A 23,446-nucleotide genomic window follows, 5' to 3' on the forward strand; every position below is an offset into this window, starting at 1 on the left:
CCAAAGGGCAAAGGAGGGACAGACTATGAAGCAGCATACCACGCTGGCCCTGGCGCTGGCCGCCGCCCTCACCCTGGCGGGCTGCGCCCAGGGTACGGCGGCCCAGCCGCCCCAGGCCGAGACCACGCCCCTTGCAGCAGAAAGCCCCACCCCGACAACATCCAGCCCCACAGAAGGGGAATACGACTGGGGGATTACCCTCACTGCTGAGGACGTGTCCCCCACCGGCCTTACCCTCACCTGCACTCAGTCCGGCGGCTCCCCTACCGGAGAGCTGCAGACCGGCAGCTACTACAGCCTGGAGGTTCTGGAGGGAGAAAGCTGGACTGCGGTGGAGCAGCTTCCCCGGGAGTACGACGTGGCGTGGACCGCAGAGGCCTGGGCCATCCCCATGGAGGACTCCGTCCAGTGGACGGTGGACTGGGACTGGCTCTACGGCTCCCTCCCCGCCGGCACCTACCGGCTGGGCAAGGAGATCACGGACTTCCGGGACAGCGGAGACTACGATAAGCAGATGGCATACGCCCAGTTCACCATCGCCTGACCGAAAAACATAAGGGCCGCCTGTTCTAGCGGCCCTTACGTTTTTCTTAAGATATTGTTTTTCAATAAATATTAATTGATTTATGATATAACCTGTGGTATCCTGTTGGGCAGAAAGGGGGCTTTGCCCATGCTGAGACGACTGCTGCTGCTCCTGCCGGTACTCCTGCTGACGGCCTGTTCCGCCTCTCCCGCAAAAGAGGCAGCCCAGGCGCTGGACCTGTCCCTGCCCGCCGGGGATGTGCTCACCAACATCGACACCCACGGGGGCTTTCATGGGGATGGAACCTCCTGCCTGATCCTGGCCTTCACCCCGGAGAACGGGGCGGCTCTGGCGGAGGAGCTGGCCGGACGGACGGATTGGCAGACCCTGCCTCTGGACGAGCTGCCCGCCACTGTGATGGAATCCATCCTCTCCCTGCTGGCCGGCCAGGGGCTGGACTACACGGTTCCAAGCCAGGGCTGGTACTGGTATTCTGACCGCTCTCCGGCTGGACACAGCCGGGACTTCCCCCTCAACTGCACCATAGCAATCTACGACCCCCAGAGCTGCCAGCTGGCCTATTTTGTATTGGACACATAATTGTGCAAGATTGTATCACAGCTATCTTTCTTTTCACACATTGCTGCGCTATAATAAACTCCGACGAATAATCCGCAAGGAGGGCTTGCCATGCGCAGCGATAATGTGACCAAAGGGGTGGAGCGCGCCCCCAACCGCTCCCTGTTTTACGCTCTGGGCTACACCAAGGAGGAGCTGGAGCGCCCCCTCATCGGGGTGGTTTGTTCCTACAATGAGATCGTGCCCGGACATATGAATCTGGACAAAATCGCCGAGGCGGTGAAGGCCGGCGTCCGGGCCGCCGGAGGCACTCCGGTGGAGTTTCCCGCCATCGCCGTGTGCGACGGCATCGCCATGGGCCACATCGGCATGAAATACTCCCTGGTAACCCGGGACCTGATCGCCGACTCCACCGAGGCCATGGCCCTGGCCCACCAGTTCGACGGTCTGGTGATGATCCCCAACTGTGACAAGAACGTGCCCGGCCTGCTGATGGCCGCCGCCCGGGTGAATATCCCCACCATCTTCTGCTCCGGCGGACCCATGCTGGCCGGCCGGCTCAACGACGGCCGCCGCTCCTGCCTCTCCCATATGTTCGAGGCGGTAGGCGCCTACAAGGCGGGCAAGCTGGACGAGGCGGGCGTGGAGGACTATGAAAACAACGCCTGCCCCACCTGCGGCTCCTGCTCCGGCATGTACACCGCCAACTCCATGAACTGCCTCACCGAGGCCATCGGCATGGGCCTGCGGGGCAACGGCACCATCCCCGCCGTGTGGTCCGCCCGGCTGCGGCTGGCCAAGCACGCCGGCATGCAGATCATGGAACTGGTGCGCCAGGGCATCAAGCCCCGGGACATCATGACCGAGGCCGCCTTCCACAACGCCGAGACGGTGGACATGGCCCTGGGCTGCTCCACCAACACCATGCTCCACCTGCCCGCCATCGCCCACGAGTGCGGCATTGAGCTGGACCTGGATATGTCCAACGAGATCTCCTCCAAAACCCCCAACCTGTGCCACCTGGCCCCCGCCGGGGACACCTACATGGAGGATCTGGAGGGCGCCGGCGGCGTGTACGCCGTCATGAAGGAGCTGACCAAGAAGGGCCTGCTGGACACCAGCGTGCTCACCTGCACCGGCAAGACCCTGGAGGAGAATTTGGAGGGTGTGGTCAACCGGAATCCCGAGCTGATCCGGCCCATCGAAAACCCCTATTCCGCCGACGGCGGCATTGCGGTGCTCAAGGGCAACCTGGCCCCCGAGGGCTGCGTGGTGAAGCGCTCCGCCGTGGCCCCCGAGATGATGCGCCACACCGGCCCCGCCCGGGTATTCAACTCCGAGGAGGAGGCCATCTCCGCCATCTATGAGGGTAAGATCGTCTCCGGCGACGTGGTGGTGATCCGGTACGAGGGTCCCAAGGGCGGCCCCGGCATGCGGGAGATGCTCAACCCCACCTCCGCCATCTGCGGCATGGGCCTGGGGGAGAGCGTGGCCCTCATCACCGACGGCCGGTTCTCCGGCGCCACCCGGGGCGCCTCCATCGGCCACGTCTGCCCCGAGGCCGCCCAGGGCGGTCCCATCGCTTTCGTGGAGGAGGGGGACATCATCTCCATCGACATCCCCAGCTGCTCCATCACGCTGAACGTGGACGAGGCCACCCTGGCCGCCCGCCGGGCCAAGTGGGTGTGTCCCGAGCCCAAGGTCAAAACCGGCTATCTGGCCCGGTACGCCAAGCTGGTCACCTCCGCCGCCAGAGGCGCGGTGCTGGAATAAAGGAAAAACGCCGGACTGCCAAAACAGGCAGTCCGGCGTTTTTTGCCGTCAGTCGCCGTAGGGGCTGTGATAGGTGTCGGAGGGGCCGGAGCTGTCGGAGTCCGGTCCGCCGGAGGTGGGGCCGCCGGGGAGCTGGCCGCCGAAGGAGGGATTCCCAACGCCATCATCTCCGGGGAACACGCCGTTCACCGCCCAGTGGTAGAAGTTGGCCTCGCTGGCGCACAGGTAGGGCGATACCCACAGGCCCAGGATGCCCAGGGTGAATACGGAGAGAATCAGCCAGCCCAGGAAGGACAGGTCCATCACAAACAGGTCAATCTTTTTGCCCTTCATGGTCTGCTTGCTGTTGGAAATGGACTCCAGAACGCCCATATCGGGGTGGTCCAGCAGATAGTAGATGGCCAGTCGGTACCGGTAGGACATGACGACCTCCAGGGCAACACCGCCGCCGATCATCCCAACCATACCCAAAATCACAAGGCCCAGACCCAGCGGTCCCATCAGGGCCCCCAGGAAGGTGAGCACAATGCCGGGCACCATGCCCAGCAGGCCCCACAGAACGACAAACAGGGCGGTGAGGAAGCTGACCAGCAGGGCCTTGCCCAGGTTGAGGAAGCCCTCCAGCAGGGTGCGATAGCCCGGCCCCGTCCGCCGGGCCAGACCCAGGCCGTAGGCGGTATAGCCGAACTGCATGACCCACAGATAAAGCGTGATCAGCAACTGCACCAGCAGATAGACCGTCACCCGGGGGCCGGTCAGGATATAGCGGTAGACCTCATCCACATCCGCCCCGTCCAGTATGTACAGGTAGGCGGTGCTAAACGGATCAGACACAAAGAACATGATCACATTGGTAATGACGCCGGTGAGCAGCACATATACCAGCGTCACCAGCATGGGGTGCGGGTAGGCACCCTGCATGGCCATTCTGGCCCGATATTTTGCCTCCGGGCGGTTAAATCCCATGGGTAATCCCTCACAATCTCTTTATGGTGAAGGTATCATACCACATCACTGGGCGCTTTGCAAGCCGGGCAGCCACACCCGGAAGGTTACGCCGCCGTCCCGGTTGGACACGGCGCAGTCTCCCCTATGGGCTTTTACCGCCGCTTTCACGATGGCCAGACCCAGGCCGGTGCCGCCGGTGTCCCGGCTGCGGCTCTGGTCCCCCCGATAGAAGGGACGCCAGAGCCGGTGCAGTTCCCGCTCCGGAATGTTCTCTCCGTCGTTGTCCACCGTCAGGGCCGCCCATCTGCCCTCTTTGGCCAGCTTCACCGTAACCACGCCGCCGGGCCTACCGTAGCGCAGGGCGTTGGAGGCCAGGTTTTCCACCACGCTCCCCAGCCAGGCCCGGTCGCCCTCCGTCCAGAGCGGGGACAGCTCCAGCCTCAGGGCCACCCCCTTCCGCTCCAGGGGCAGGGCCAGCTGGTCAAAGACCCCTTTCACCAGAGCGGACAGCTCCACCGGCTCCCGGACCAGGGCCTCCCCCCGCTCCAGCCGGGCCAGATCCAGCAGAGCGCCGGTGAGGGCGGTCATCCGGTCGGTCTCGGAGAGCACCACGTCCAGGTACTCCTCCCGTTTGGTCGGGTCGATGTCCTCTTTCAGGGATTCAGCGTGAGCCCGGAGAATGGCCAGCGGGGTTTTCAGCTCGTGGGCCGCCGCCCGGGTGAAGGCCCGTTCCCGCCGGATGGCCCGGTACTCCAGCCAGGCCGTCAGGAGCGCCAGAAACACCGCCGCCCCCAGGGTCAGCAGGGCTGCAGGACCCAGGCCGGTGAGGGCGTAGTACGGGGACAAACAGTAGCTGTAGGCCACCGCATGGGCGCCGCTGCTGATCAGGCTGGCATTGGATGGGTTATTGGCCGCAATCAGCGGCCTCTTCCCCCATTCCTGATTGAGCTCCTCCAGGTCGTCCACATCCGCCTCCATCTCCCGGTACTGCTCCAGCCGCTTCTCCGGCCCGCCCCTGCCTGTCAGGGGGGTGGAGAACTCCACCCAGCCGATCCGGTAGGTCGCCGGTTCCTGTCCGGGAAAGAGCTCCACGTCCGAACCCCCAAGTACCACCTGCTCCTCCCCCAGCTGGAGGGTCAGCGTTTGGACATAGAGCACATTATCCTTCAGCCAGCCCACCACCTCCGATTCGCCGCCGATGGGGACCCCCAATCCAATATGCTCCAGATAGTACCCCGTCCCCCGGCGATTCATAAACCGGGCGGCCTCCACCAACTGCTCGTCCGTCATGGCCTGGTCCAGGAGTATACGGCAGAAGATGGCTTCGGACATATGGATATCGTCCTCGCTATACAGCGTGGCGGTCGCCGTCAGCATCTGACTCTGGCCCAGCCGCCCCCCCTCTTTGTCGTACGCCCGCACAAAAACCTGCCCGCCGTAGTCTTTCAGGTTCTCACAGCCGCTGACCGTCAGCTGGCAGGAGATCCAGCCCTTTTCCTCAGCTGTTTCGGACTCCCAGTTGAAGGAGGTATCTCCCATCAGAATCGCATTCGGAAGCTGGTAGCGCTGCGTCAGAACATCCTGACTGGTCCACTGCCAGTTGACCCAGACCAGGGCGGCCATGGCCGCCCCCCACAGCAGCAAAAAAATCCCAAATGTCCCCCCAAGGTACCTCATAAACAGCCGTTTATCCTTCATGTCAGCCGCCCTCCATTCGATAACCCGCCTTGAACACCGTCCGGATCTGCTTTCCCGCCGGGCCCAATGCGGCCCGGAGGGCCCGGATGCGCACATCCACCGCCCGCTCGCCGCCGTCAAAGTCAATGCCCCACACCTTGTCCAGCAGCTGGGCCCGGCTGAGAACCTGGCCCTGGTTGCGCATGAGGCAGAGCAACAGGGCATAGTCCCGGGGGGCCAGCTCCACCGCCGTCTCCCCCACGGCACACCGGCGGAGGGCCGGCTGGAGCGCAATGGCACCACAGGTGAGCCTTTCGCCCTCCTCCCCCCGGCTGCGGCGGATCAGGGCCCGGGTCTTGGCCAGCAGCACCGCCAGAGAGAAGGGTTTTGTCACATAGTCGTCCGCCCCCAGCGCATAGCCCCGGAGCATGTCCCGCTCCTCCCCCAGGGCGGTGAGAAACAGAATGGGCACCCGGCTGTGCTCCCGCACTGCCCGGCACACCGTAAAGCCGTCGGCTTCGGGCATAAGCACATCCAGCAGCACCGCGTCGTAGTCCCGCTGCCGCAGCAGCTCCAGGGCCTCCGCCCCATCCTTTGCCAGGTCGCAGCCCACCCCGTGGGCCTGAAAATAGTCCCGGACAATGGTTCGCATCCGCACCTCGTCCTCGGCCAGCAGCACCCGCTCTTCCATGTTCCTTCCCTCCTTTCGGCCTCAGGATAACACCCACTTGTGTCGGTTTGATGTCATGGAGAAAAAAACGTCCCGGAGGAAGAATCCTCCGGGACGTTTCTATGTACTGTTACCGGCGTCCGGCGCCGCCGCCGCGGAAGCCTCCGCCGCTCCGGAATCCGCCGCCACGGCGGCCAGCACCACCGCTTCGGCCTGCGCCGCTGCTGCGGAACCCGCCGCCGCTGCGGCCAGCACCGCCGCCGCGGAAACTGCCGCCGCTCCGGAACCCGCCGCCCATGGGCGGGCGGGGTGGCCTGGGCCGGTGGGGCCGCCCGAAAATAAAGGGACGGTACACATAGGGCGGAGGGGGCATACCGGGCATCAGATAGCGCCGGCGGTAACGCCGGTATCTGATGCCGTCCGTCAGGCAGGCCAGGATCACCAGCAGGATGATCAGGCCCATCAGGCCAAACACGCCAAATCCGAACACCGACCCCACGTAGCCATGGACATAATCCGGCTCCGCCTCGGGGTAATAGTGGAAGTCCTGCTCCCCGCCGCCGGCGCTGCCGGCATAATAGCTCTCATACCAGGCATAGATGGCGTCAAAAAAGTCCCGGGTGCCCCGGTCATAGGACTGGGCGTCATACTCGTCGTAAAAATACTCCTCCAGATACCGCTCTATCTGGGAGGCGGGAAGGGCGTCCTCCAGACCGGAGCCAGTCATGGCCCACACCTTGTTCTCCCCCACGGCGTATACCAGCAGAAAGCCATTGTCCCGGTCCACGTCGCCTATGCCGCCCCAGTTCTCCACCACCTGCATGGCGTAGTCGGCGGAATCCATGCCGTCCATGAATTCCACCGTCACCACCACGATCTGCCCGCCAGTGGTGTCAAAGAGGGTCTGGTTTTTGTCAATGATATATTGCTCGGTGTCGGCACTGAGCACGTCGGCGTAGTCCGCCACGTAAAAGGCCTCGGTTGGCTCCACCACCGCCCCGGCGGTGACGGACAGCAGCACCAGCCCCAGGGCCAGACAGAGCAGCACATTCCAAAATTTCCGTCTCATGGTCTCCTCCTATGCAAAGAGCTCCGCCCCCGCCACAAAGGTCAGCCGGGACAGAATGTTGGCGGGAAAGGCCCCCAGCACCCTGCGGTTGAACTGTTCCGCCGCGGCGTTGTAGCCGTCCCGGGCGATGGTGTCTGCCTCGGCGGCCAGGTCGGTGCGGAAGCCCTGGACATACTGCCGGTCCTTTTCGGTAAGCGCACAGGTCTCCAGGGCGTCCAGCACGGCGGACGCCTCCTCCTGCAGTCTGGTGTAGGCGGTGTAGCCGCTGGAGATGCCATGCCAGTCGGAGAGCATGTTCCGGCTCCCCTCCAGCCCCGCCAGCTCGTCCTCCTCCAGGTAGCGCCCACCCACCGTCAGCACATTGGCGGTGATGTCCAGGCAGTCCTGCAGATCCCCGGCGATGGAGGCAAACTGCGCCTCCACCTTGGCCCGCTCGCTTACCAGAGACCGGTGGGACCCCAGCAGCACCGACAGCACAATCACCACTGCCAGCACCACCAGACCGCCGGTGTAGCTCTTGAAAAATTTCATGGGTTAACCCCGCAGCTCCAGCAGCTTCTGCTTCAGCTCGCCCTCGATTCTTCCCAGCTCCACCTCGGCCTCCCGCCGCTTCTGGGCGCCCTCCTGCTGGATCTTCATGACCTCGTCCAGGGTGGAAATGAGCTGCTGGTTGGTGTGCTGGAGGGTCTGGATGTCCACCACGCTGCGCTCGGCCTCCCGGGCGGTCTCAATGGTGCCCATCTTCAGCATGTCGGCGTTCTTCTGCAGCAGCTCGTTGGTCATGTTGGTCACCGCGTTCTGGGCGGCGGTGGCCTGGCGGGAGTGCTCCAGCCCCAGAGCCAGCACCATCTGGCTCTTCCACAGGGGGATGGTGTTCACCAGCGAGGACTGGATCTTCTCCAGCATCAGCGCGTCGTTGTTCTGGATCAGGCGGGTCTGGGGGCCCATCTGAATGGAGATCATCCGGGTCAGCTCCAGGTCGTGGAGCTTCTTCTCAAAGCGGGTGCACATATTGGCCAGGTCGTTATAGGCCTGGGCGTCCTCCTGGGCTCCGGACTGGGCCGCCTTCTGCCGCAGCGTCTCCAGCTCCCCGGCCCGCACCTGGCTCAGCCGCTTCTTGCCCGCCAGGATATACATGGTCAGTTCCTTATAATATTTGGTGTTGAGATCGTACATCTGGTCCAGCATGGCGATGTCCTTCATCAGGGTCACCTGATGGCCCTCCAGAACGGTAACGATCTTGTCCACATTGGCCTCCGCCTTGGAATAGGACGCCTTCATGGCCTCCAGCTCATTGCGCTTTTTCTTGAAAAAGCCGAAAATGCCCTTCTCATCCTCGTCCTTGCCGAAGCCCTTCAGCTCCACCACCAGGGAGGACAGGGCCTGCCCCACCTCGCCCAGGTCCTTGGTGCGCACCGACTTGAGGGTGCTCTCGGAAAAGCCGGCGATATTCTTCTGCGCCGCCGCACCGTACTGGAGCACCAGATTGGAATCGGTAATGTCGATCTTCTGGGCAAAGTCGTCCACCATCTTCCGCTCCGCCTCGGTAAGCTGGCTCTCGTCCAGCTGCACCGCGTTGGCCTCCTTCTGAGCCTCGGCGGGGGCGTCGGGGGTCAGGGTAAGAGACGGGGCCTCCGGAGCCTTGGCCTCGGCGGCGGCGGAATCCAGATTGGGCGTCAGGGTCAGTTCCGGGGTGAAATCAGTGTGATCCGTCATGGTACTCTCTCCTTTTACTCATCTTGTCCCAGCTGGACGCCGCCCAGCCCTTCCTGGGCCAGCATCTGCTCCAGCACTGTGATATCGGTGGAAATGTCCAGGGCCTCATGGGCAAACAGGGCGTCCAGCTGCCGGTCAAAGGCGGCGCAGATCTGGTCCAGCATGGCCCCGATCTTGCCCATGGTCCCATCAATATTGGCTCCCTCCACCCTCGCCTGGTCCATCCGGTCATAGGCGTTGAGCAGCTTCAGGGTGGTGGGCAGGTAGTAGTTCAAAAACCGCCGGATCTGGCTGAGCTTGCTCCGGTCCTGGGCCACCAGGTCAAAGATCTTGCCGGTGACCTCCTCCATGTGGCTGATCTGGGCGGAAATTGTTTCATCCTGAATGTTGTCGTTGAGCCGGCGCAGCTCGGAGAGGGCCCGCTGCCGCTCCTGGAGCAGAGGGTCCACCGGCTCCCGGACAGGGGGCTGCTCGTCCGGCACGATCTGCACCCGGTCGGGAAACAGCTTCCTGCCCAGCAGCCACGCCGCCGCCGAACACACCGCCGCCAGCACAAAGTGCCACCAGGCGTACATGGGGGCAAACACGGCCCACACGGCCCATACCGCCGCCGCCAGATAGAGGGGGACGGGAGATTTTTTGACAAGCTTTGCCATTGGCAGATCCTCCAAAAATGAGGTTTGCTTTATTGTACCTTTCCCCCTTCCCGGTGTCAAGAACACGTTGACTTTAGGGGGAAAAGTCATTATTATTAAAGATACTCACCGATTTAAAGAGAGGAAGTCTGTCCATGCTCACCCTGAAGGAGTTCAAAGAGGCCCGCAGCGTGCTGTCCGGGGTCATCCGGGACACCAATCTGCTGTACAGCCCCGCCTTTTCCAAGGCTACCGGCAACCATGTGTACATCAAGCCGGAGAATATGCAGGTCACCGGCGCCTACAAGATCCGGGGCGCCTACTATAAAATCAGCACCCTGTCCCAGGAGGAGAAGGCCAAAGGTCTGGTCACCGCCTCCGCCGGAAACCACGCCCAGGGGGTGGCCTACGCCGCCCAGCAGGCCGGGGTGTCCGCCACCATCGTCATGCCCACCACCACCCCTCTGGTAAAGGTGAACAACACCAAGGACTACGGCGCCAAGGTGGTGCTCCACGGGGAGACCTTTGACGACGCCGCCCAGCTGGCCGCCAAGCTGTCGGAGGAGGAGGGGCTGACCTACGTCCACCCCTTCAACGACCCCGCCATCGCCACCGGCCAGGGCACCATCTCCTACGAGATTTTCCAGGACCTGCCCGACGTGGACGTGATCCTGGTGCCCATCGGCGGCGGCGGGCTGGCCACCGGCGTGTCCACCCTGGCCAAGCTGCTCAACCCCAACGTCACCGTCATCGGGGTGGAGCCCACCGGGGCGGCCTCCATGAAGGCCAGCCTGGACGCCGGGCATATCGTCACCCTGGACAAGGTGGAGACCATCGCTGACGGCGTGGCCGTCAAAACCCCCGGCGACCAGATTTTCCCCTATATTCAGAAAAATATTGACGACATCATCACCATCGATGACGACGAGCTGGTGGACGCCTTCCTGGACATGATGGAAAAGCACAAGATGATTGTGGAAAACGCCGGCCTGCTGCCCATGGCCGCCCTGAGCCATCTCAAGTGCAAGGGCAAAAACGTGGTGCCTGTCCTCTCCGGCGGCAACATGGACGTGATCACCGTGGCCAGCCTGGTGCAGCACGGGCTCATCAACCGGGGGCGGGTATTTACCTTCTCGGTGCAGCTGCCCGACCGGCCCGGCGAGCTGCTGCGGGTGGCCCAGATCGTGGCCGGGGCCAACGGCAACATCATCAAGCTGGAGCACAATCAGTTTGTCAACATCAACCGCCAGAGCGGCGTGGAGCTGCGGGTCACCCTGGAGGCCTTCGGCCACACCCACAAGCGGGCCATTCTGGAGGCCATGTGCGCCGCCGGGTACCAGGCCCGGGAGTGCCACACCAACGACTTTTACAATTAAAGGTTAACCACTGTGTCCGGGAGAGCTGACGCTCCCCCGGACACTATATGATGCGGCGCGCAGTCCCGGGGCATGGGCCGCCGGGCCGGCGGCCCGTGGGCGCATGGGGAGGACCGGCGGGGCCCCGGAGCGACATCCGCTTGACGTATCTTATGTGGCAGAGGGTCTCTTTGCCCCCGGCTGCCCCCGGAACCGGAGGCCTGTCCCCCGCTTTTTCCTCAAAAAACTGTGTCTGGAGTGGTAACGGATGATTAAAATTGCCCCTTCCATCCTCTCAGCTGATTTTGTCAATCTGGAGCGGGACATCAAACGGGTGTCCACCGCCGACTGGCTCCACGTGGACGTGATGGACGGCTGCTTCGTGCCCAACATCACCATCGGCGTGCCGGTGGTCCAGTCCATCCGCAAGTGTACCGACATGTTTCTGGACGTCCATCTGATGATTGACAAGCCGGTGCGCTATGTTGAGGCCTTTGCCAAGGCTGGCGCCGATCTGCTCTCCATCCACCTGGAGGCCGACCACCCCACCCGCATCGCCGAGGCTCTGAAGCTGATGGGCGAATGCGGCGTACAGAAGGCGGTAGCCCTCCGGCCCATCACCGCCGCCAGCGCAGTGCTGCCCTACCTGGAGGAGCTGGACATGGTGCTGGTGATGACGGTGGAGCCCGGCTTCGGCGGCCAGGCCTTCATGGAGGGGCAGCTGGACACCATCCGGCAGGTGCGGGCGCTCATTGACCGGTACAATCCCGCCTGCCGGCTGGAGGTGGATGGAGGCATCAGCCCCAAAACCGCCGGAGCTGTTATTGCCGCCGGGGCGGACACCCTGGTGGCGGGCTCGGCGGTATACGGCGCGGCTGAGCCGGCGGCGGCCATCGCCGCTTTGCGGGAGGGGTGAGCCTATGCCCAGCCCCATCTCTCCCGGGCAGGCGGAGGCCCTGGGTATCACCACCCGTCATGAGCGGATGGACAATGGCGAGCTGCGCTTTCGCCTGTGCGCCTCCGACGGCAGCTCCTACATCCGTACCGAAGCCGTGGCGGACAGCGGCTGGCAGAACAGCCACCTCCACCGGTACGTCCATGAGCTGACTGTGGTGCAGAAGGGCGCCATGGTGATGGCGGAGGAGCGGCCGGAGGGCCTGCGTGTCCTGGTGCTGCGGGCGGGGGAATCCTATCTCTGCCCGCTGAACCTCTCCCACAACTGCTATCTTCTGCCCGGCAGCGTGGTGCATACGGTGAAGTATGGAGACGCCCTCCCCGCTGCCGACTGGGTGGCCTGCCCCAAGCTGGACCCCCTGTGCCGCGCCCTCCATCTGGACGCCATCCTGGAGCGCGGCGGCGGGTCCGATGGTCCCATTATTGTCTCAGAAGGAAGGATAGATTGATGCAATATTTCCCCCCCGCCCTGGAAAAGCTGGTGGAACAGTTCGCCCGGCTGCCGGGGATCGGCCGCAAGAGCGCCCAGCGGCTGGCCTTTTTCGTCCTCTCCCTGCCGGAGGGAGAGGCGGCAGAGTTTGCCCAGGCCATTGTGGAGGCCAAGTCGGCCATCCACTGCTGCCCGGTGTGTCAGAATTTTTCCCAGGGGGACGGACTGTGCCCCATCTGCCAGGACCCCAAGCGGGACGAGTCGGTGATCTGCGTGGTGGCCGACCCCAAGGACGTGATGGCCATGGAGCGCTCCCGGGAGTACGCCGGGGTATACCATGTGCTCCACGGGGTGATCTCCCCCATGAACCACGTGGGCCCCGACGAGCTGCGGGTGAAGGAGCTGGTGGCCCGGGTCTCCGCCGGAGGGGTGCGGGAGGTCATCATGGCCACCAACCCGGACACCGAGGGCGAGGCCACCGCCATGTACCTCTCCCGGCTGCTGAAGCCCTTCCAGGTAAAGGTCACCCGGCTGGCCTACGGCATCCCGGTGGGCAGCCACCTGGAGTACGCCGACGACGCCACCCTGCTGCGGGCCCTGGAGGGCCGCAGGGAGATGTAACGGGAGCCGCCCGTTTTTCTTAGCGCCTGGCGCAAAAACGGCGGAGCGCTGTGTGTTGACACAGCGCTCCGCCGTTTTTTCTATTTTCCGGGTTCTGCTTAGGATAGGCCGATGATCTGCGCCAGGAACGCAAATCCGCCGCCCAGCAGCACCAGCACCAGCAGGAGCTTGCCTGCAAACTTCAGCCACTGCTGATAGGTGACCCCTCCAAGCTCCAGTCCGGCCATAAGGCTGCCGGAGGAGGGGAACACATAGTTGGTAAAGCCGTCTCCCAGCTGGAAGGTGGTGACCACCACCTGCTGGTTGATGCCCAGGATATCCGCCAGAGGCTTGAGCACGGGGAACAGAATAAAGGCCTTGCCGCTGGCGGAAATGACAAAGGCATTGAATACGATGACAAAGATGTACAGCAGGAAAATGACCATAAACGGGCTTTTCCCTTCAAACATGGCAGCCAGGGAGTGGATGATCGTGTCCACAATCTGGGCCTGCTCCATCAGCAGATAGGACGCGCGGGCCACGCCGATGACGATTACGGCAGACATAACCGTGGTGGTACCCTTGATGAAGTCCGTACACACCTTGCTGGGGTTTACGCCGTTGATAATGGCCACAACGGCCACCACGATGATATACATGCCGCTGATGTCTTCCATATCCCAGCCAAACTGCACCGCGCCCACAGCCTGGGTGATCAGGGCCACCAGCAGGGTCAGCAGCGTCAGGACACGCCGGACCGTCATGGGAACCTTGACGTCCATCATTCCCTGTGCCCGATCGGTCCCATCCCGGTATCCGGGAATCACGCTCTTGGAGGGATCCCGCTTGATGCGCTTGCAATAGGCGGCAACGAAAAGGGCGCTTACGACAAAGTAGGCCAGAAACTCCACCAGCCGGAATTGCCAGGCGGAGAACAGGCTGATCCCGGCCAGCTCCTGACAGACGCCGGTGGTAAAAATATTGAAGGCGCCGCTGGTAAAGCCAATGCAGATTCCCACGTGTACGATGGCCACACCCACCATACGGTCGTAGCCCAGCGCCAGCGCCAGACTGACCACCATCGGGATAAAGGGCAGGGCGTCCTCGCCCCAGCCGATCACGCCCAGAATGCCGAACACAAACATCAGGCCCAGCACAATGACCAGCTCTCTGCCCTTGGACACGGAATTCAACCGCTGGAGGCCCGCCGCGATGGCGCCCGTCTGCTCAATCACATAGAGCACCCCGGAGATCACCATGATGGAAATGATGATGCTGGCAGATTCCACGATGCCGTGGGGGATGGCATAGAAGAAGTCAAACAGCGTAATGGGATTCTCGTTTTCCACATAGCTGAACTGGCTGGGGTCCACCACGCCGTTTGCGTCGCGGACAAACTGTCCGCTGGGAATGAAAAACGACATGATTGTGACCACCACCATAATGATCATCAGGATGAGGATCACGTGGGGCAGTTGAAATGGTTTCTTTTCTTTCTTCTCCATCTCGAATTCTCTCCTTCCCGCCGCTCAGGCGTTATTCTGCTCCGCCCAGACAAAGGGCAGCTCTGTCATCACCTTCAGGCCGTACTCCATCGCCCGCTCGTCCAGAACCAGGTTGGGATTATGCAGCGGCGGATTGCCCGGAGCGCCCGCCCCCACCCAGCAGAAGAAAGCCGGAACCTCTTGGGCAATGTAAGAAAAGTCCTCGCTGCCGGCGGACGCGCCCACACGGGCCACGTGCTTCTGACCAAATACGGTGTTGAGGGCCGGGAGCAGCATCTGGGCCAGGCCCTCGTCCACAGTCAGGGACGGGGTGAGCAGCGTCTCCACCGTGGCCTTGGCCCGGTAACTGGCCGCCTCGCTGGCCACAATTTCCCGCACCCGGGCCACCAGGCGCTGCCCCAGGGCACGGTCAAAGCACCGCAGCGTACCCGCCATTTCACAGACCTCAGGCACAATATTGGGGCTGCTCTGGCTGCCGGCATGCATGGAGCAGAGGGCCAGAATGGCGGTGTCAAAGCCGCTGACCTCCCGCTGTACCAGCCCGCTCAGCGTGTGATAAATTCCGTTGGCAGCCGCCAACGCGTTGATCGTCGTCTCAGGCTGGGAGCTGTGGCCGCCCTTCCCCTCCACACGGATGAAGATGTCGTAAATATCCGAGGTCATAACCCCCGTCCCATAGGTACACTTGCCCACCTCCAGCGTCGGCTCCACGTGGAGGGCGGCCGCCGCATCCACATGGGGATGCTCCAGAAGGCCGGCTTTGACCAGGCTCTCCGCGCCTGTGCCAAGCTCCTCGCCGGGCTGGAACACCAGCTTGACCTGGCACGGCAGGGCCTTCTCATGCTGTTTCAGCACCTCCGCCACACCCAGCAGCACCGCCGTATGCATATCGTGGCCGCAGGCATGCATATTTCCATTGGTGGACCGGAACGGAAGCGTCGTACACTCCTGCACAGGCAGCGCGTCCATGTCCGCCCGTAGCAGCAGCGTGCCCGTCCCCTGCCCAAGGGTCACAACCTGCCCGCAGCTCCCGATTGTTTGGGGCTCACACCCCAGTTCTATCAGAACCTTTCGGACATAGGCCGCGGTCTGCGGCAGCTCCAGCCCCACCTCGGGGATCTGATGCAGCGAGCGCCGGTGCGACACAACCCGCTCCCGTACTGCCTGGATACTCTTTGCGATTTCCTCTGTCATATTTGCCCGTCCTCCCATCAGCTTCAACATGGAACGTTGACTTTTTAGCAGGCATATTGTACAATTTAAACGTGAATTTAACAAATTAAAGATCTCTATTGCTTCCATAAGAAATTTTCATGGATGGTGTACCCGCGTGGAATTATCAAAATATGAAGTCTTTCTGAAAACCGTAGAGCTTGGGAATATCACCCGGGCGGCCGATGTGCTCGGCTATACGCAGCCTGCGGTCAGCCGGGTCATCACCGACCTGGAACGGGAGTGGGACATCCCGCTGCTCATTCGAAGCCGGGGGGCGTCAAGTTGACCACAGAGGGCCAGCAGCTGCTGCCCAGCATCCGGGCCGTTTGCTGTGCCCAGCGGGAACTGGAGGCCTCTGTCAGCGGGCTGCTGGGGCTGACCCGCGGAAGCGTCCGCATCGCCACCTTCCACAGCGTCGCCGCCCACTGGCTGCCCCAGATCGTCCAGTCCTTTCTCTCCCTCTACCCAAACATTGAGTTTGATATTTCCTGCGAGCTGGAGTACAGCTCCTCCGAACTCAAGCTTATCCAGGGGGATGTGGACTGTGCCTTTGTCACCCTTCCCCTCAATATCCACGCCAACCCGCCGCTGCGCACCATCTTTTTGAAACAGGATCCCATCTATGTCGCCCTCCCCCTCAACCATCCGCTGGCTACCGCGCCGGCCTATCCGGTCTCGCGCTTTGCGGAGGACGCCCTCATCTACATCCGGGAGACCCACGACCGGGATATCACCACCATCTTCGACTGCTGCAACATTCACCCCAACACCCGCTACTTTATGGAGGACAGCTACGCCATCGCCTCTATGGTGGAGAGCGGCATGGGCGTGGGCATCATCAACGGGCTGATCGCCAGCCGGATGCCCTACCATATCGCCCTGGTCCCCATGGACCCTCCGCAGTATCGGGACATCGCCCTGGCTGTGCGCTCACAGGGGACGCTCTCCCCGGTGCTCTCCCGCTTTTTGGAATACGTCCAGTCCTGGGTCGCCGAACACGTCAAATAAATGCCCGGCGGATATTGCAAAGGCAATATCCGCCGGGCATTTTGAATATGCACTTTTTCCGTTATGCCATCTCTCCCGCCAGGGAGCGCTCCATATAGTCCCGGATAATGGCCGGGTCGTCGGTCTGGCCCAGCACCCACATCAGCTTGGTCACCGCCGCCTCGGTGGTCATGTCCCGGCCCTGGATCACGCCCTGCTCCAGGGCCTTCTGCCCCACCTCATAGAGGGAGAAATCGCTGGGCTCATAGAGGCACTGGCTGCACACCACCACCGCCATGCCCGCCTGGGCCGCCGCCTGGAGCTTGGCGATCAGGTCCCGCCGGACGAAGTGGAGCCCTCCCGCCCCGAAGGCCTCGATGACGATGCCCCGGTAGTGCATCTGCAGCAGCATATCAAAAATTTCCGGGTCCAGGCCGGGGGTCAGCTTGATGAGGAACACCTTGTCGCACAGCTTGTCCCGCAGGGTGCAGCCCCCCGCTGGAGTGGGGATGCTCTCCCGCCGGATCTGGAGGCCCTTGCCGTCCACCATTCCCGCCAGAGGCCAGTTGACGCTCTCAAAGGCGTCAAAGTCGGTGGTGCGTGTTTTCACCGCCCGGCAGCCCAGAATCACCTTTCGGTCGAAGGCCAGAAACACCCCCGCCACCCCGGAGGCCGCCATGGCCAGCGCAGTGCGCAGATTCTCCAGCCCATCGCTGAGAGGGTGGGTCATGGGCAGCTGAGCCCCGGTCAGCACCACCGGAATGGCAATTCCCCGGAGCATAAAGGAGAGCACCGAGGCGGTATAGGCCATTGTATCAGTCCCGTGGGTAATAACGATTCCGTCATATTCCCTTCTGTTATCAAAAACATGGCGGGCAATGGTCTGCCACTCCTCCGGCTGGATGTTGGAGGAGTCCAGATGGAGGATATCCTGAATGGTCAGGTCGTAGGCATCGGTGATCCCCCGGGGGAGCAGGCCTGCCAGCTCCGCGCCGGCCAGGCCGGGGGCCAGCCCCTCCTCGGTGGGTAGGGAGGCAATGGTGCCCCCTGTGGTGAGCAGCAAAATCCGACGGGCCATCAGAACTCCTCCGCCAGAGCGTCAGCCCGCTCCATGGCGGCGTCCAGCAGCGCCTGCTTGTCATTGCGGATATCGTCCAGCCCCTCGGCGTCCAGGAAGCGCACGTCGGGGATGCCGTACATCACGCCCAGGCCCTTGATGTGGGCGGTGGCAATATCCAGGGGCGTACCGGCGTAGTAGCCGCCCCGGGTGGTGATATAGAGCAGCTTGGACGCCTTGCACAGACCCACGCCCTTGCCGTCGGTGTCGTAGCCGAAGGTGATATCGGTAACCGAAATCCGCTCCAGATAAATTTTCAGCGCCGCCGGAAAGGACAGGTCCCAAAAAGGCGCTGCAATGACAATCTTGTCCGCCGCGGCAAACTGCCGGGCCGCCTCAAACATGGGCTGGTCCAGCTGCCCGGCATTCCACAGTTCATCCCGCTCGGCCAGCACTTCGGGATACTGAGGCTGTAATCTATCCGCACAAACATCACGCTCTGTAATCACTGTTTCGGGATGTGCGGCCTGATAACGCGTCAAAAAGCGGCGGGCCAGCTTCAGAGTGCGGGACTTCTCCTCACGCACGCAGCTGTTGATAAAAAGCAGATTTTCCATATGCTCACGCTCCCGGTTTTATCTTTCCCTCATGCTATCATATTTTCCTCCGCGGCGCAAGCGGCCTGGTCCAGCCAGTCCAGCAGGCCGTCCACCACCGTTCTGTCGGTAAGGTCCAGATTTTCCGCCTCCATATGGACCACCCGATTCCCCTGACGGAAGATCAGGCCGTTTCCCCCGCCCCAGGTATAGCTCCAGGCCTGGTCATAGCCCAGGTCGGTCTCGGTCAGCTCCACCGGGCCGTGGTAGTGGAAATAGCGGTGGAGGCGGTTCTCGTCTCCCTCAATAGCCCGCAGGTCACCGCAAATAGTTCCCACCAGCCAGGAAATCTTGCAGTCATAGGATTCGAGCCACAGGTCGCCTTTTTCAGAGAACTCCCGGTATTCTGCACTTTCCCCCAGGACGGAGCGCTCCGTGGTCAGCCAACCCTCCTCCAGGTTGTACCGCTTACTGTTGAAGCCCAGCAGGAAGCTCAGGATGATGGCTGCTCCCAAAAGGATGTACACCAGGGGCACAGCTCCCCGGAATCTGGCAGCCTTCCGTCCGGGCTCCGGCATAGGCTTCCCCGCCTCCGCCGCCCGGCGGCACTTTTTCCGGTAGCGCACCACACGCATGCCCAGATACAGGTTAACCGCCAGCCAGAGCAGCAGGAGGAGCTGAACCAGCATAGCCCCATTGGAGAAAAACATCTCCCACACCCGGGGCTGATCCAGGAAAAAACGTCCGGCGGCCCAGGCCACCCAGTAGACCACCAGATAGAAAAAGGTGTAGGCCTGATTCCACAGGCTCTTTTTCAGCACATCCTCCCATTCCAGACTGCCGTCGGTCTGTATGGGGGCCGGATCGGTATCCGGCTGGGCCTGGAAATAGAACAGGCCGCCCGCCTCGTCCAGCAGATTCCAGCCCGCCTCTTCGCACAGGGCCAGGTAGTCCGTCCGGGCCTGTTCATCCTTCCGGCGGATGGAGGTCCAACGGGCAGGCTCCACCCAGCACCGGCGGGGCTGCTCCGCATGACGGAAAGAGGCGGTGAAGATCCCCAGCTCCGCCAGCTCCCAGCCCTGCTCCGCCAGCTCATCCAGCTCCGCTTGGGCGGCCTTCACGTCCTCGGCGGTGTAGCGGAACCAACGGGTCATCTTCTCCTTCACACTTCACCCTCCTCCAGCCGGGCCAGAATGCCGTCCAGCCACTGCTCGTCCAGCGGCCCCATATCGGTCTGCACCCACAGAACAACGCTGCCCCGGTGGATCAGCCAGATATCCTTCACACATCCCTCCGGGTAGTGGTTCTCAGAGATAGCGCTTCGCACCAGCCACACATCCTCATAGCCGGACAGCTCCCTCTGGTTGGCAATACCCAGTTCCTTCCGATACTGCTCTGTCACCCAGTCGGCCAGCCAGTCCCAGGGAAGCCTCCATACCTGGCTGTCCGCCACGCCATCTATCGAGCCTCCCGCTTTTAACGGCCCAAATTCCCTGCGCTCCGTCCGGGCGGACAACAGGGTGGCGTGGGTTTCCACCACCTCCAGCTCTGCCCGCTCCGGCAGGAGCCCTTCGTCAGCCAGGGGCGGCTTGACACACACCAGCCCCGCCACCCCGGACAGAGGCAGCAGCCACGCCGCCAGCAGCACTGCCATACAGGCCAGCATATACTTGGCATGCCGGCGCTTGCGCTGATATTCCAGCCTGGGGTCCCCGCCCAGTATAATCAGACAGGCAATGCTCATGCCGATGAGCCACCCCAGGTTTAGTTCCCCCATCATAGCATCCAGCAGGAAGGCCAGCACCAGGGGGAGTACGAGTACATAGCCAGCCAGGGTACACAGCCGGGCCAGCAGAACGCTTCTCCGCCCCGGCACCGGGAAGGGCTCTCCCCGGGCGATGGCATGTTTCCACTGGCCCAGCCGCAGCAGCAGCCGCCCCGACCACAGCAGGCCCTCCGGAAGCAGCAGAGGCAGCAGCACAAGCACCATGGCCCCCGTGTTGGTATCGGTGAGGAAGGTGAGATAAAACTGCCATTCCAAGCCGCTCAGAAGGCCCAGCAAACCCAGTACTGCCACCATACAAACCACGGTTCCCCAGGCAATCGCCATGCGCCGCAGGGATTTTTTCCGGAACCGCCGGTACTCCAGCTCCCCGTCCGTCTGGATGGGGGCTGATCCGGCCGGGGCCTCGTAGAGGTTCCAATAGCTGAGCTGCCCCACCCGCTGCCAGCCTGCGTCGGCCAGCAGGGTGCGGTAGTCCAGCCCGTCCTCCCGGCTGGGGTCGTACCAGTCGATGCAGTAGCTCACCGGCTCCTCCACCGGAACAAAGGAAGCCAGCAGACCCAGCCAGAGTTTTTCCAGCCGCCAGCCCTGCTCCGCCTGCCGGTTGAGCGCGGCCTCCGCCGCCTTGATGTCCATGACAGGATAGGTAAACAGCATCCACTTGCGTTTCATGTCCCTTCCTCCTCCCGCAAAACAGCCTCCATGTCCGCCGCCTGCTGCCGGATGCGCCGGTATTCCTCCCGCAGGGCCCGGTCCCCCTCCGGGGTGAGCTGGTAGTACTTTCGCTTATCCTCCACCCGGGTGAGGACGATCAGCTTCTCTCCCTCAAACCGCTCCAGCAGGGCGTACAGCGTACCCGCCCCAATGTTCACCCGGCCCTTGGTGAGGGCGGTGATGGCCTGCATAATCCCGTAGCCATGGCGCTCCTGCCGCAGGGCCAGCAAGACATAAAACATCTGCTCCGTCAGGGTCTCCAGCTTTTTCCGGGCCATATCCCTCACCTCCTCCAGGTATATCGATGTTCGCTATAAGAATAGTATATCAATATTCGATATATGTCAAGTAAAAAAGAGGAGCCCCATTGGCTCCTCTTACCTTAATCCTGTTCCGCCAGCATCTGAAACCACTGGCTCTGCACCCCTGCCGCCTTAAAACCCATGGACCGGTACAGCCCAAAGGCGTTTTGGTTGTCGGTGGCTACCAGCAGCCTGCACCGCCGGTATCCGGCATCACGCAGCTGGGACAGCAGGGCAGCCAGCAGGCTCCGGCCCAGCCCCTTGCCCCGGAAATCCTTACACAGCGCGATTCCCTCCACCTCCGGCAGGTCCTGGGACAGCGCCAGCTCATACACCCCCACGGGTATGTCCCTCCAGTGGACGAAGCCGCACCGGCACTCCTGGGAGAGGGCCCGCTCCAGATCCAGAGGACCGTAGGTCGCGGAATTGGGCATATCGAAAAAGCACTCGTTATGGAGGGTCAGCCACGCCCCGCCCCGGCTCCGCTCCAGGGGGACCAGAGTAACACCTTGGGCTTCTGCCGGAAGTTCCTGGAGCTCTCGCTCCATCCACAGCATGTCCCGGACATGGACCAGACGGCAGCCTCCACGCACGCCCTCCTCCAGAGGGGCGGCGGGGTCGCTGGATGTAACATAGATTTCGGTGGCGCCCTGGCCCAGCAGCTCCTCACGGCCCCGCTGCAGGGTTTCGTCCACATCCTCCGCCCGGCAGCGGCGCAGGGCCAGGTAGGCTTTCCCCTTGGCTCCGATCTCGCTGGGGTATAACTGATAAATCGGCCTCATAAACCCCTTCTCCTCTGTGGTTGGTTATAACAAGACCGGAACTGCCGCCCCGATGGTTAGACTGTCCGGCGTTACGGCACATTCCCGGGCCATGATCCGTACCCCGGCCTGGGCGGCCTGCCGCAGCGCATCGCCAAAGGCGGGATGGGTGCGATCATTGGGGGCGAAGTCTTTCATGCCCGCCATCTGGAGCACAAAGCACACGGCAGCCTCATACCCGTCCGCCTGGCAGCGCGCCAGCTCATTCAGGTGCTTGACACCCCGCTCCGTAGGGGCGTCTGGAAAACAGGCATGGCCGTCCTCCTCCAGGGTGACCCCCTTTACCTCCACAAAGCCCCGGCGTCCGCCCGCCTCCCAATAGAAATCAAAGCGGGAATCCCCCCAAGTGGTCTCCGGCCGCAGAAGGGTAAGTCTCTCCTGGAAGTTCCCCGCCTCCGCCCACTCCCGGAACACCTGATTGGGGGCCTGGGCGTCCATATTGACCAGCAGCGTTCCTTTTTCCACAGCAATCAGATCGTACTGGGTTTTGCGGGCGGGGTTGTCGCTTTTCTCCAGGTAGACTGTCGCCCCTGGTATCAGCAGTTCCCGGCAGCGGCCGGTATTTTTAACATGGACCACCTCGGTGCGCCCGTCCAGCTCCACATGGGCGATAAACCGGTTAGGACGGGATAAAAAACGACCCTTTTCAATCCGTTGGTATTGCATTTCTTCTCTCCTGCCTGTATCCTGTTAAAGTGAGTATACCATTGGACGGTCTTCCCCGCAAGCCGTCTGTCAGGAGGTTTTTCCATGCATATTCCCACCTGCGGAACCGCTGAGCAGTCTGTTTTACCCTTTGCTCAGGCTCTAGAGGAGGCCCGCCTCCCCAACCCCGACTATGATGTGGCCCACTGGCTGTTTGTACCCAACTTTTACTGCGATTACCGTTACATCCTGGGCACCGCCGGGGAGCGGCCCCTGATCTGTGTGGGCATCAACCCGTCCACAGCCGCGCCCAACAACCTGGACAATACGCTGAAATCGGTGGAGCGCATTGCCCTGGGCAACGGATATGACAGCTTTATCATGTTCAACGTCTACGCCCAGCGGGCCACCCGGCCGGACGATATGGAAACGGCGTGCAACCCTGTCCTCCACCAGGAGAATATGGCTGCCTTCCGCTGGGCCCTGGAGCAAACCAGAACCGGGACTCCCGCCGTCTGGGCGGCCTGGGGCGCGATCATCGAGAAGCGGCCCTATCTGCCCACCTGCCTGACCGATATGGTGCGCATCGGCAATGAGCTGGGCGCCACCTGGTACTCCGCCGGGCCGTTCTCCAAAAAGGGGCACCCCCATCACCCGCTCTACCTCAGGAAGGACAGCACTTTGGATATCTTTGATGTATCAAACTACCTCAACACTTGTTTTTAGCCGCCCCAAGCAGTTAAAAACAGCAAAAGACGGACAGTTTTCACTGTCCGTCTTTTGTGTTGGCGTTACCTATCTTCCCGGTCCGTCTCCAGACAAGTATTTTCGGCGCAGGTGAGCTTAACTTCCGTGTTCGGGATGGGAACGGGTGGACCCTCACCGCAAT

The 23,446-nt window shown here is 62.4% G+C and carries 26 protein-coding genes and 1 rRNA gene; 10 read left to right on the forward strand and 17 right to left on the reverse strand.

Annotation, left to right across the window (positions count from 1 at the left end; genetic code table 11):
* Nucleotides 1-25 precede the first annotated feature (25 nt).
* The 3 genes from B5F88_RS07890 (at nt 26) to ilvD (ending at nt 2,878) form a co-directional block, all read left to right on the forward strand.
* Nucleotides 26-544: an immunoglobulin-like domain-containing protein gene (locus B5F88_RS07890; protein WP_087343979.1), complete on the forward strand. Its 519-nt coding sequence runs from the start codon at nt 26-28 to the stop codon at nt 542-544.
* Between the two features lie 129 nt (nt 545-673).
* Nucleotides 674-1,126, forward strand: a complete 453-nt coding sequence (locus B5F88_RS07895) for a hypothetical protein (protein ID WP_087343982.1) — start codon at nt 674-676, stop codon at nt 1,124-1,126.
* A 90-nt stretch (nt 1,127-1,216) separates the two neighbouring features.
* Complete coding sequence (gene ilvD / locus B5F88_RS07900; protein WP_087343985.1) at nt 1,217-2,878, forward strand: dihydroxy-acid dehydratase; 1,662 nt, start codon at nt 1,217-1,219, stop codon at nt 2,876-2,878.
* A gap of 48 nt (nt 2,879-2,926) precedes the next feature.
* On the opposite strand, the gene B5F88_RS07905 is transcribed toward ilvD, so the two are convergent.
* From B5F88_RS07905 to B5F88_RS07935, 7 genes are all read right to left on the reverse strand, one after another.
* On the reverse strand, nt 2,927-3,844 hold the full coding sequence (locus tag B5F88_RS07905) for a DUF975 family protein (protein WP_087343988.1): 918 nt from the start codon (nt 3,842-3,844) through the stop codon (nt 2,927-2,929).
* Nucleotides 3,845-3,889: 45 nt separating this feature from the next.
* Nucleotides 3,890-5,524: a HAMP domain-containing sensor histidine kinase gene (locus B5F88_RS07910; RefSeq protein ID WP_162612142.1), complete on the reverse strand. Its 1,635-nt coding sequence runs from the start codon at nt 5,522-5,524 to the stop codon at nt 3,890-3,892.
* Between the two features lies 1 nt (nt 5,525).
* On the reverse strand, nt 5,526-6,194 hold the full coding sequence (locus B5F88_RS07915) for a response regulator transcription factor (RefSeq protein ID WP_087343995.1): 669 nt from the start codon (nt 6,192-6,194) through the stop codon (nt 5,526-5,528).
* A 109-nt stretch (nt 6,195-6,303) separates the two neighbouring features.
* On the reverse strand, nt 6,304-7,242 hold the full coding sequence (locus B5F88_RS07920; protein ID WP_087343998.1) for a TPM domain-containing protein: 939 nt from the start codon (nt 7,240-7,242) through the stop codon (nt 6,304-6,306).
* 9 nt (nt 7,243-7,251) lie between these two features.
* Nucleotides 7,252-7,773: a hypothetical protein gene (locus tag B5F88_RS07925; protein WP_087344001.1), complete on the reverse strand. Its 522-nt coding sequence runs from the start codon at nt 7,771-7,773 to the stop codon at nt 7,252-7,254.
* A gap of 3 nt (nt 7,774-7,776) precedes the next feature.
* Entirely contained in the window at nt 7,777-8,958 is a 1,182-nt protein-coding gene (locus B5F88_RS07930) for a toxic anion resistance protein (RefSeq protein WP_087344005.1), read from the reverse strand.
* 14 nt (nt 8,959-8,972) lie between these two features.
* A complete protein-coding gene (locus B5F88_RS07935; protein WP_087344008.1) occupies nt 8,973-9,614 on the reverse strand; it encodes a 5-bromo-4-chloroindolyl phosphate hydrolysis family protein in 642 nt (213 codons plus the stop codon).
* Nucleotides 9,615-9,748: 134 nt separating this feature from the next.
* Here B5F88_RS07935 and ilvA point away from each other — a divergent pair, with 134 nt between their 5' ends.
* The 4 genes from ilvA to recR all read left to right on the forward strand — a co-directional run bounded on the left by ilvA (nt 9,749) and on the right by recR (nt 12,953).
* A complete protein-coding gene (gene ilvA / locus B5F88_RS07940) occupies nt 9,749-10,969 on the forward strand; it encodes a threonine ammonia-lyase (RefSeq protein WP_087344011.1) in 1,221 nt (406 codons plus the stop codon).
* Nucleotides 10,970-11,216: 247 nt separating this feature from the next.
* Nucleotides 11,217-11,864: a ribulose-phosphate 3-epimerase gene (gene rpe, locus B5F88_RS07945; RefSeq protein WP_087344014.1), complete on the forward strand. Its 648-nt coding sequence runs from the start codon at nt 11,217-11,219 to the stop codon at nt 11,862-11,864.
* 4 nt (nt 11,865-11,868) lie between these two features.
* Complete coding sequence (locus B5F88_RS07950; protein WP_087344017.1) at nt 11,869-12,351, forward strand: hypothetical protein; 483 nt, start codon at nt 11,869-11,871, stop codon at nt 12,349-12,351.
* The gene (recR, locus tag B5F88_RS07955; RefSeq protein ID WP_087344020.1) at nt 12,351-12,953 is read left to right on the forward strand and encodes a recombination mediator RecR; all 603 of its coding nucleotides are present in this window, start codon (nt 12,351-12,353) and stop codon (nt 12,951-12,953) included. Before B5F88_RS07950 ends, recR begins: the two co-directional genes overlap by 1 nt.
* Nucleotides 12,954-13,051: 98 nt before the next feature.
* On the opposite strand, the gene B5F88_RS07960 is transcribed toward recR, so the two are convergent.
* Both B5F88_RS07960 and B5F88_RS07965 read right to left on the reverse strand, forming a co-directional pair.
* A complete protein-coding gene (locus tag B5F88_RS07960) occupies nt 13,052-14,437 on the reverse strand; it encodes a YfcC family protein (protein ID WP_087344023.1) in 1,386 nt (461 codons plus the stop codon).
* Nucleotides 14,438-14,461: 24 nt separating this feature from the next.
* Nucleotides 14,462-15,631: a M20 family metallopeptidase gene (locus tag B5F88_RS07965; RefSeq protein ID WP_162612143.1), complete on the reverse strand. Its 1,170-nt coding sequence runs from the start codon at nt 15,629-15,631 to the stop codon at nt 14,462-14,464.
* A gap of 136 nt (nt 15,632-15,767) precedes the next feature.
* Here B5F88_RS07965 and B5F88_RS21335 point away from each other — a divergent pair, with 136 nt between their 5' ends.
* Complete coding sequence (locus tag B5F88_RS21335; RefSeq protein ID WP_242959681.1) at nt 15,768-15,938, forward strand: LysR family transcriptional regulator; 171 nt, start codon at nt 15,768-15,770, stop codon at nt 15,936-15,938.
* Complete coding sequence (locus tag B5F88_RS07970; RefSeq protein WP_242959682.1) at nt 15,935-16,660, forward strand: LysR family transcriptional regulator substrate-binding protein; 726 nt, start codon at nt 15,935-15,937, stop codon at nt 16,658-16,660. Before B5F88_RS21335 ends, B5F88_RS07970 begins: the two co-directional genes overlap by 4 nt.
* 61 nt (nt 16,661-16,721) lie before the next feature.
* On the opposite strand, the gene B5F88_RS07975 is transcribed toward B5F88_RS07970, so the two are convergent.
* The 7 genes from B5F88_RS07975 to sfsA all read right to left on the reverse strand — a co-directional run bounded on the left by B5F88_RS07975 (nt 16,722) and on the right by sfsA (nt 22,578).
* The gene (locus tag B5F88_RS07975) at nt 16,722-17,717 is read right to left on the reverse strand and encodes an asparaginase (protein ID WP_087344029.1); all 996 of its coding nucleotides are present in this window, start codon (nt 17,715-17,717) and stop codon (nt 16,722-16,724) included.
* Nucleotides 17,717-18,313 carry an NAD(P)H-dependent oxidoreductase gene (locus B5F88_RS07980; protein ID WP_087344032.1) on the reverse strand — a complete coding sequence of 199 codons (597 nt, stop codon included), beginning with the start codon at nt 18,311-18,313 and terminating at the stop codon, nt 17,717-17,719. Before B5F88_RS07980 ends, B5F88_RS07975 begins: the two co-directional genes overlap by 1 nt.
* A 29-nt stretch (nt 18,314-18,342) precedes the next feature.
* Complete coding sequence (locus tag B5F88_RS07985; protein ID WP_242959683.1) at nt 18,343-19,458, reverse strand: DUF2812 domain-containing protein; 1,116 nt, start codon at nt 19,456-19,458, stop codon at nt 18,343-18,345.
* Complete coding sequence (locus tag B5F88_RS07990; RefSeq protein ID WP_087344035.1) at nt 19,455-20,747, reverse strand: DUF2812 domain-containing protein; 1,293 nt, start codon at nt 20,745-20,747, stop codon at nt 19,455-19,457. The genes B5F88_RS07985 and B5F88_RS07990 overlap by 4 nt, the downstream gene beginning before the upstream one ends.
* Nucleotides 20,744-21,067: a helix-turn-helix transcriptional regulator gene (locus B5F88_RS07995; RefSeq protein WP_087344038.1), complete on the reverse strand. Its 324-nt coding sequence runs from the start codon at nt 21,065-21,067 to the stop codon at nt 20,744-20,746. The genes B5F88_RS07990 and B5F88_RS07995 overlap by 4 nt, the downstream gene beginning before the upstream one ends.
* A gap of 104 nt (nt 21,068-21,171) precedes the next feature.
* Nucleotides 21,172-21,873, reverse strand: a complete 702-nt coding sequence (locus B5F88_RS08000) for a GNAT family N-acetyltransferase (RefSeq protein WP_087344041.1) — start codon at nt 21,871-21,873, stop codon at nt 21,172-21,174.
* Between the two features lie 24 nt (nt 21,874-21,897).
* The gene (sfsA, locus tag B5F88_RS08005) at nt 21,898-22,578 is read right to left on the reverse strand and encodes a DNA/RNA nuclease SfsA (RefSeq protein WP_087344044.1); all 681 of its coding nucleotides are present in this window, start codon (nt 22,576-22,578) and stop codon (nt 21,898-21,900) included.
* Nucleotides 22,579-22,662: 84 nt separating this feature from the next.
* Here sfsA and B5F88_RS08010 point away from each other — a divergent pair, with 84 nt between their 5' ends.
* Nucleotides 22,663-23,283 (forward strand): DUF1643 domain-containing protein, encoded by a 621-nt coding sequence (locus tag B5F88_RS08010; RefSeq protein WP_087344047.1) that lies wholly within the window; start codon nt 22,663-22,665, stop codon nt 23,281-23,283.
* A 57-nt stretch (nt 23,284-23,340) separates the two neighbouring features.
* On the opposite strand, the gene rrf is transcribed toward B5F88_RS08010, so the two are convergent.
* Nucleotides 23,341-23,446: ribosomal RNA gene (gene rrf, locus B5F88_RS08015) — 5S ribosomal RNA — on the reverse strand; the annotation flags it as partial.

The organism is Flavonifractor sp. An306 (assembly GCF_002159455.1).
GTDB lineage: Bacteria > Bacillota > Clostridia > Oscillospirales > Oscillospiraceae > Flavonifractor.

Coding starts and splice junctions, on each gene's coding strand:
- B5F88_RS07890 (WP_087343979.1), top strand. CDS start 26: ATGAAGCAGCATACCACGCTGGCCCTGGCGCTGGCCGCCGCCCTCACC.
- B5F88_RS07895 (WP_087343982.1), top strand. CDS start 674: ATGCTGAGACGACTGCTGCTGCTCCTGCCGGTACTCCTGCTGACGGCC.
- ilvD (WP_087343985.1), top strand. CDS start 1,217: ATGCGCAGCGATAATGTGACCAAAGGGGTGGAGCGCGCCCCCAACCGC.
- B5F88_RS07905 (WP_087343988.1), bottom strand. CDS start 3,844: ATGGGATTTAACCGCCCGGAGGCAAAATATCGGGCCAGAATGGCCATG.
- B5F88_RS07910 (WP_162612142.1), bottom strand. CDS start 5,524: ATGAAGGATAAACGGCTGTTTATGAGGTACCTTGGGGGGACATTTGGG.
- B5F88_RS07915 (WP_087343995.1), bottom strand. CDS start 6,194: ATGGAAGAGCGGGTGCTGCTGGCCGAGGACGAGGTGCGGATGCGAACC.
- B5F88_RS07920 (WP_087343998.1), bottom strand. CDS start 7,242: ATGAGACGGAAATTTTGGAATGTGCTGCTCTGTCTGGCCCTGGGGCTG.
- B5F88_RS07925 (WP_087344001.1), bottom strand. CDS start 7,773: ATGAAATTTTTCAAGAGCTACACCGGCGGTCTGGTGGTGCTGGCAGTG.
- B5F88_RS07930 (WP_087344005.1), bottom strand. CDS start 8,958: ATGACGGATCACACTGATTTCACCCCGGAACTGACCCTGACGCCCAAT.
- B5F88_RS07935 (WP_087344008.1), bottom strand. CDS start 9,614: ATGGCAAAGCTTGTCAAAAAATCTCCCGTCCCCCTCTATCTGGCGGCG.
- ilvA (WP_087344011.1), top strand. CDS start 9,749: ATGCTCACCCTGAAGGAGTTCAAAGAGGCCCGCAGCGTGCTGTCCGGG.
- rpe (WP_087344014.1), top strand. CDS start 11,217: ATGATTAAAATTGCCCCTTCCATCCTCTCAGCTGATTTTGTCAATCTG.
- B5F88_RS07950 (WP_087344017.1), top strand. CDS start 11,869: ATGCCCAGCCCCATCTCTCCCGGGCAGGCGGAGGCCCTGGGTATCACC.
- recR (WP_087344020.1), top strand. CDS start 12,351: ATGCAATATTTCCCCCCCGCCCTGGAAAAGCTGGTGGAACAGTTCGCC.
- B5F88_RS07960 (WP_087344023.1), bottom strand. CDS start 14,437: ATGGAGAAGAAAGAAAAGAAACCATTTCAACTGCCCCACGTGATCCTC.
- B5F88_RS07965 (WP_162612143.1), bottom strand. CDS start 15,631: ATGACAGAGGAAATCGCAAAGAGTATCCAGGCAGTACGGGAGCGGGTT.
- B5F88_RS07975 (WP_087344029.1), bottom strand. CDS start 17,717: ATGGCCCGTCGGATTTTGCTGCTCACCACAGGGGGCACCATTGCCTCC.
- B5F88_RS07980 (WP_087344032.1), bottom strand. CDS start 18,313: ATGGAAAATCTGCTTTTTATCAACAGCTGCGTGCGTGAGGAGAAGTCC.
- B5F88_RS07990 (WP_087344035.1), bottom strand. CDS start 20,747: ATGAAACGCAAGTGGATGCTGTTTACCTATCCTGTCATGGACATCAAG.
- B5F88_RS07995 (WP_087344038.1), bottom strand. CDS start 21,067: ATGGCCCGGAAAAAGCTGGAGACCCTGACGGAGCAGATGTTTTATGTC.
- B5F88_RS08000 (WP_087344041.1), bottom strand. CDS start 21,873: ATGAGGCCGATTTATCAGTTATACCCCAGCGAGATCGGAGCCAAGGGG.
- sfsA (WP_087344044.1), bottom strand. CDS start 22,578: ATGCAATACCAACGGATTGAAAAGGGTCGTTTTTTATCCCGTCCTAAC.
- B5F88_RS08010 (WP_087344047.1), top strand. CDS start 22,663: ATGCATATTCCCACCTGCGGAACCGCTGAGCAGTCTGTTTTACCCTTT.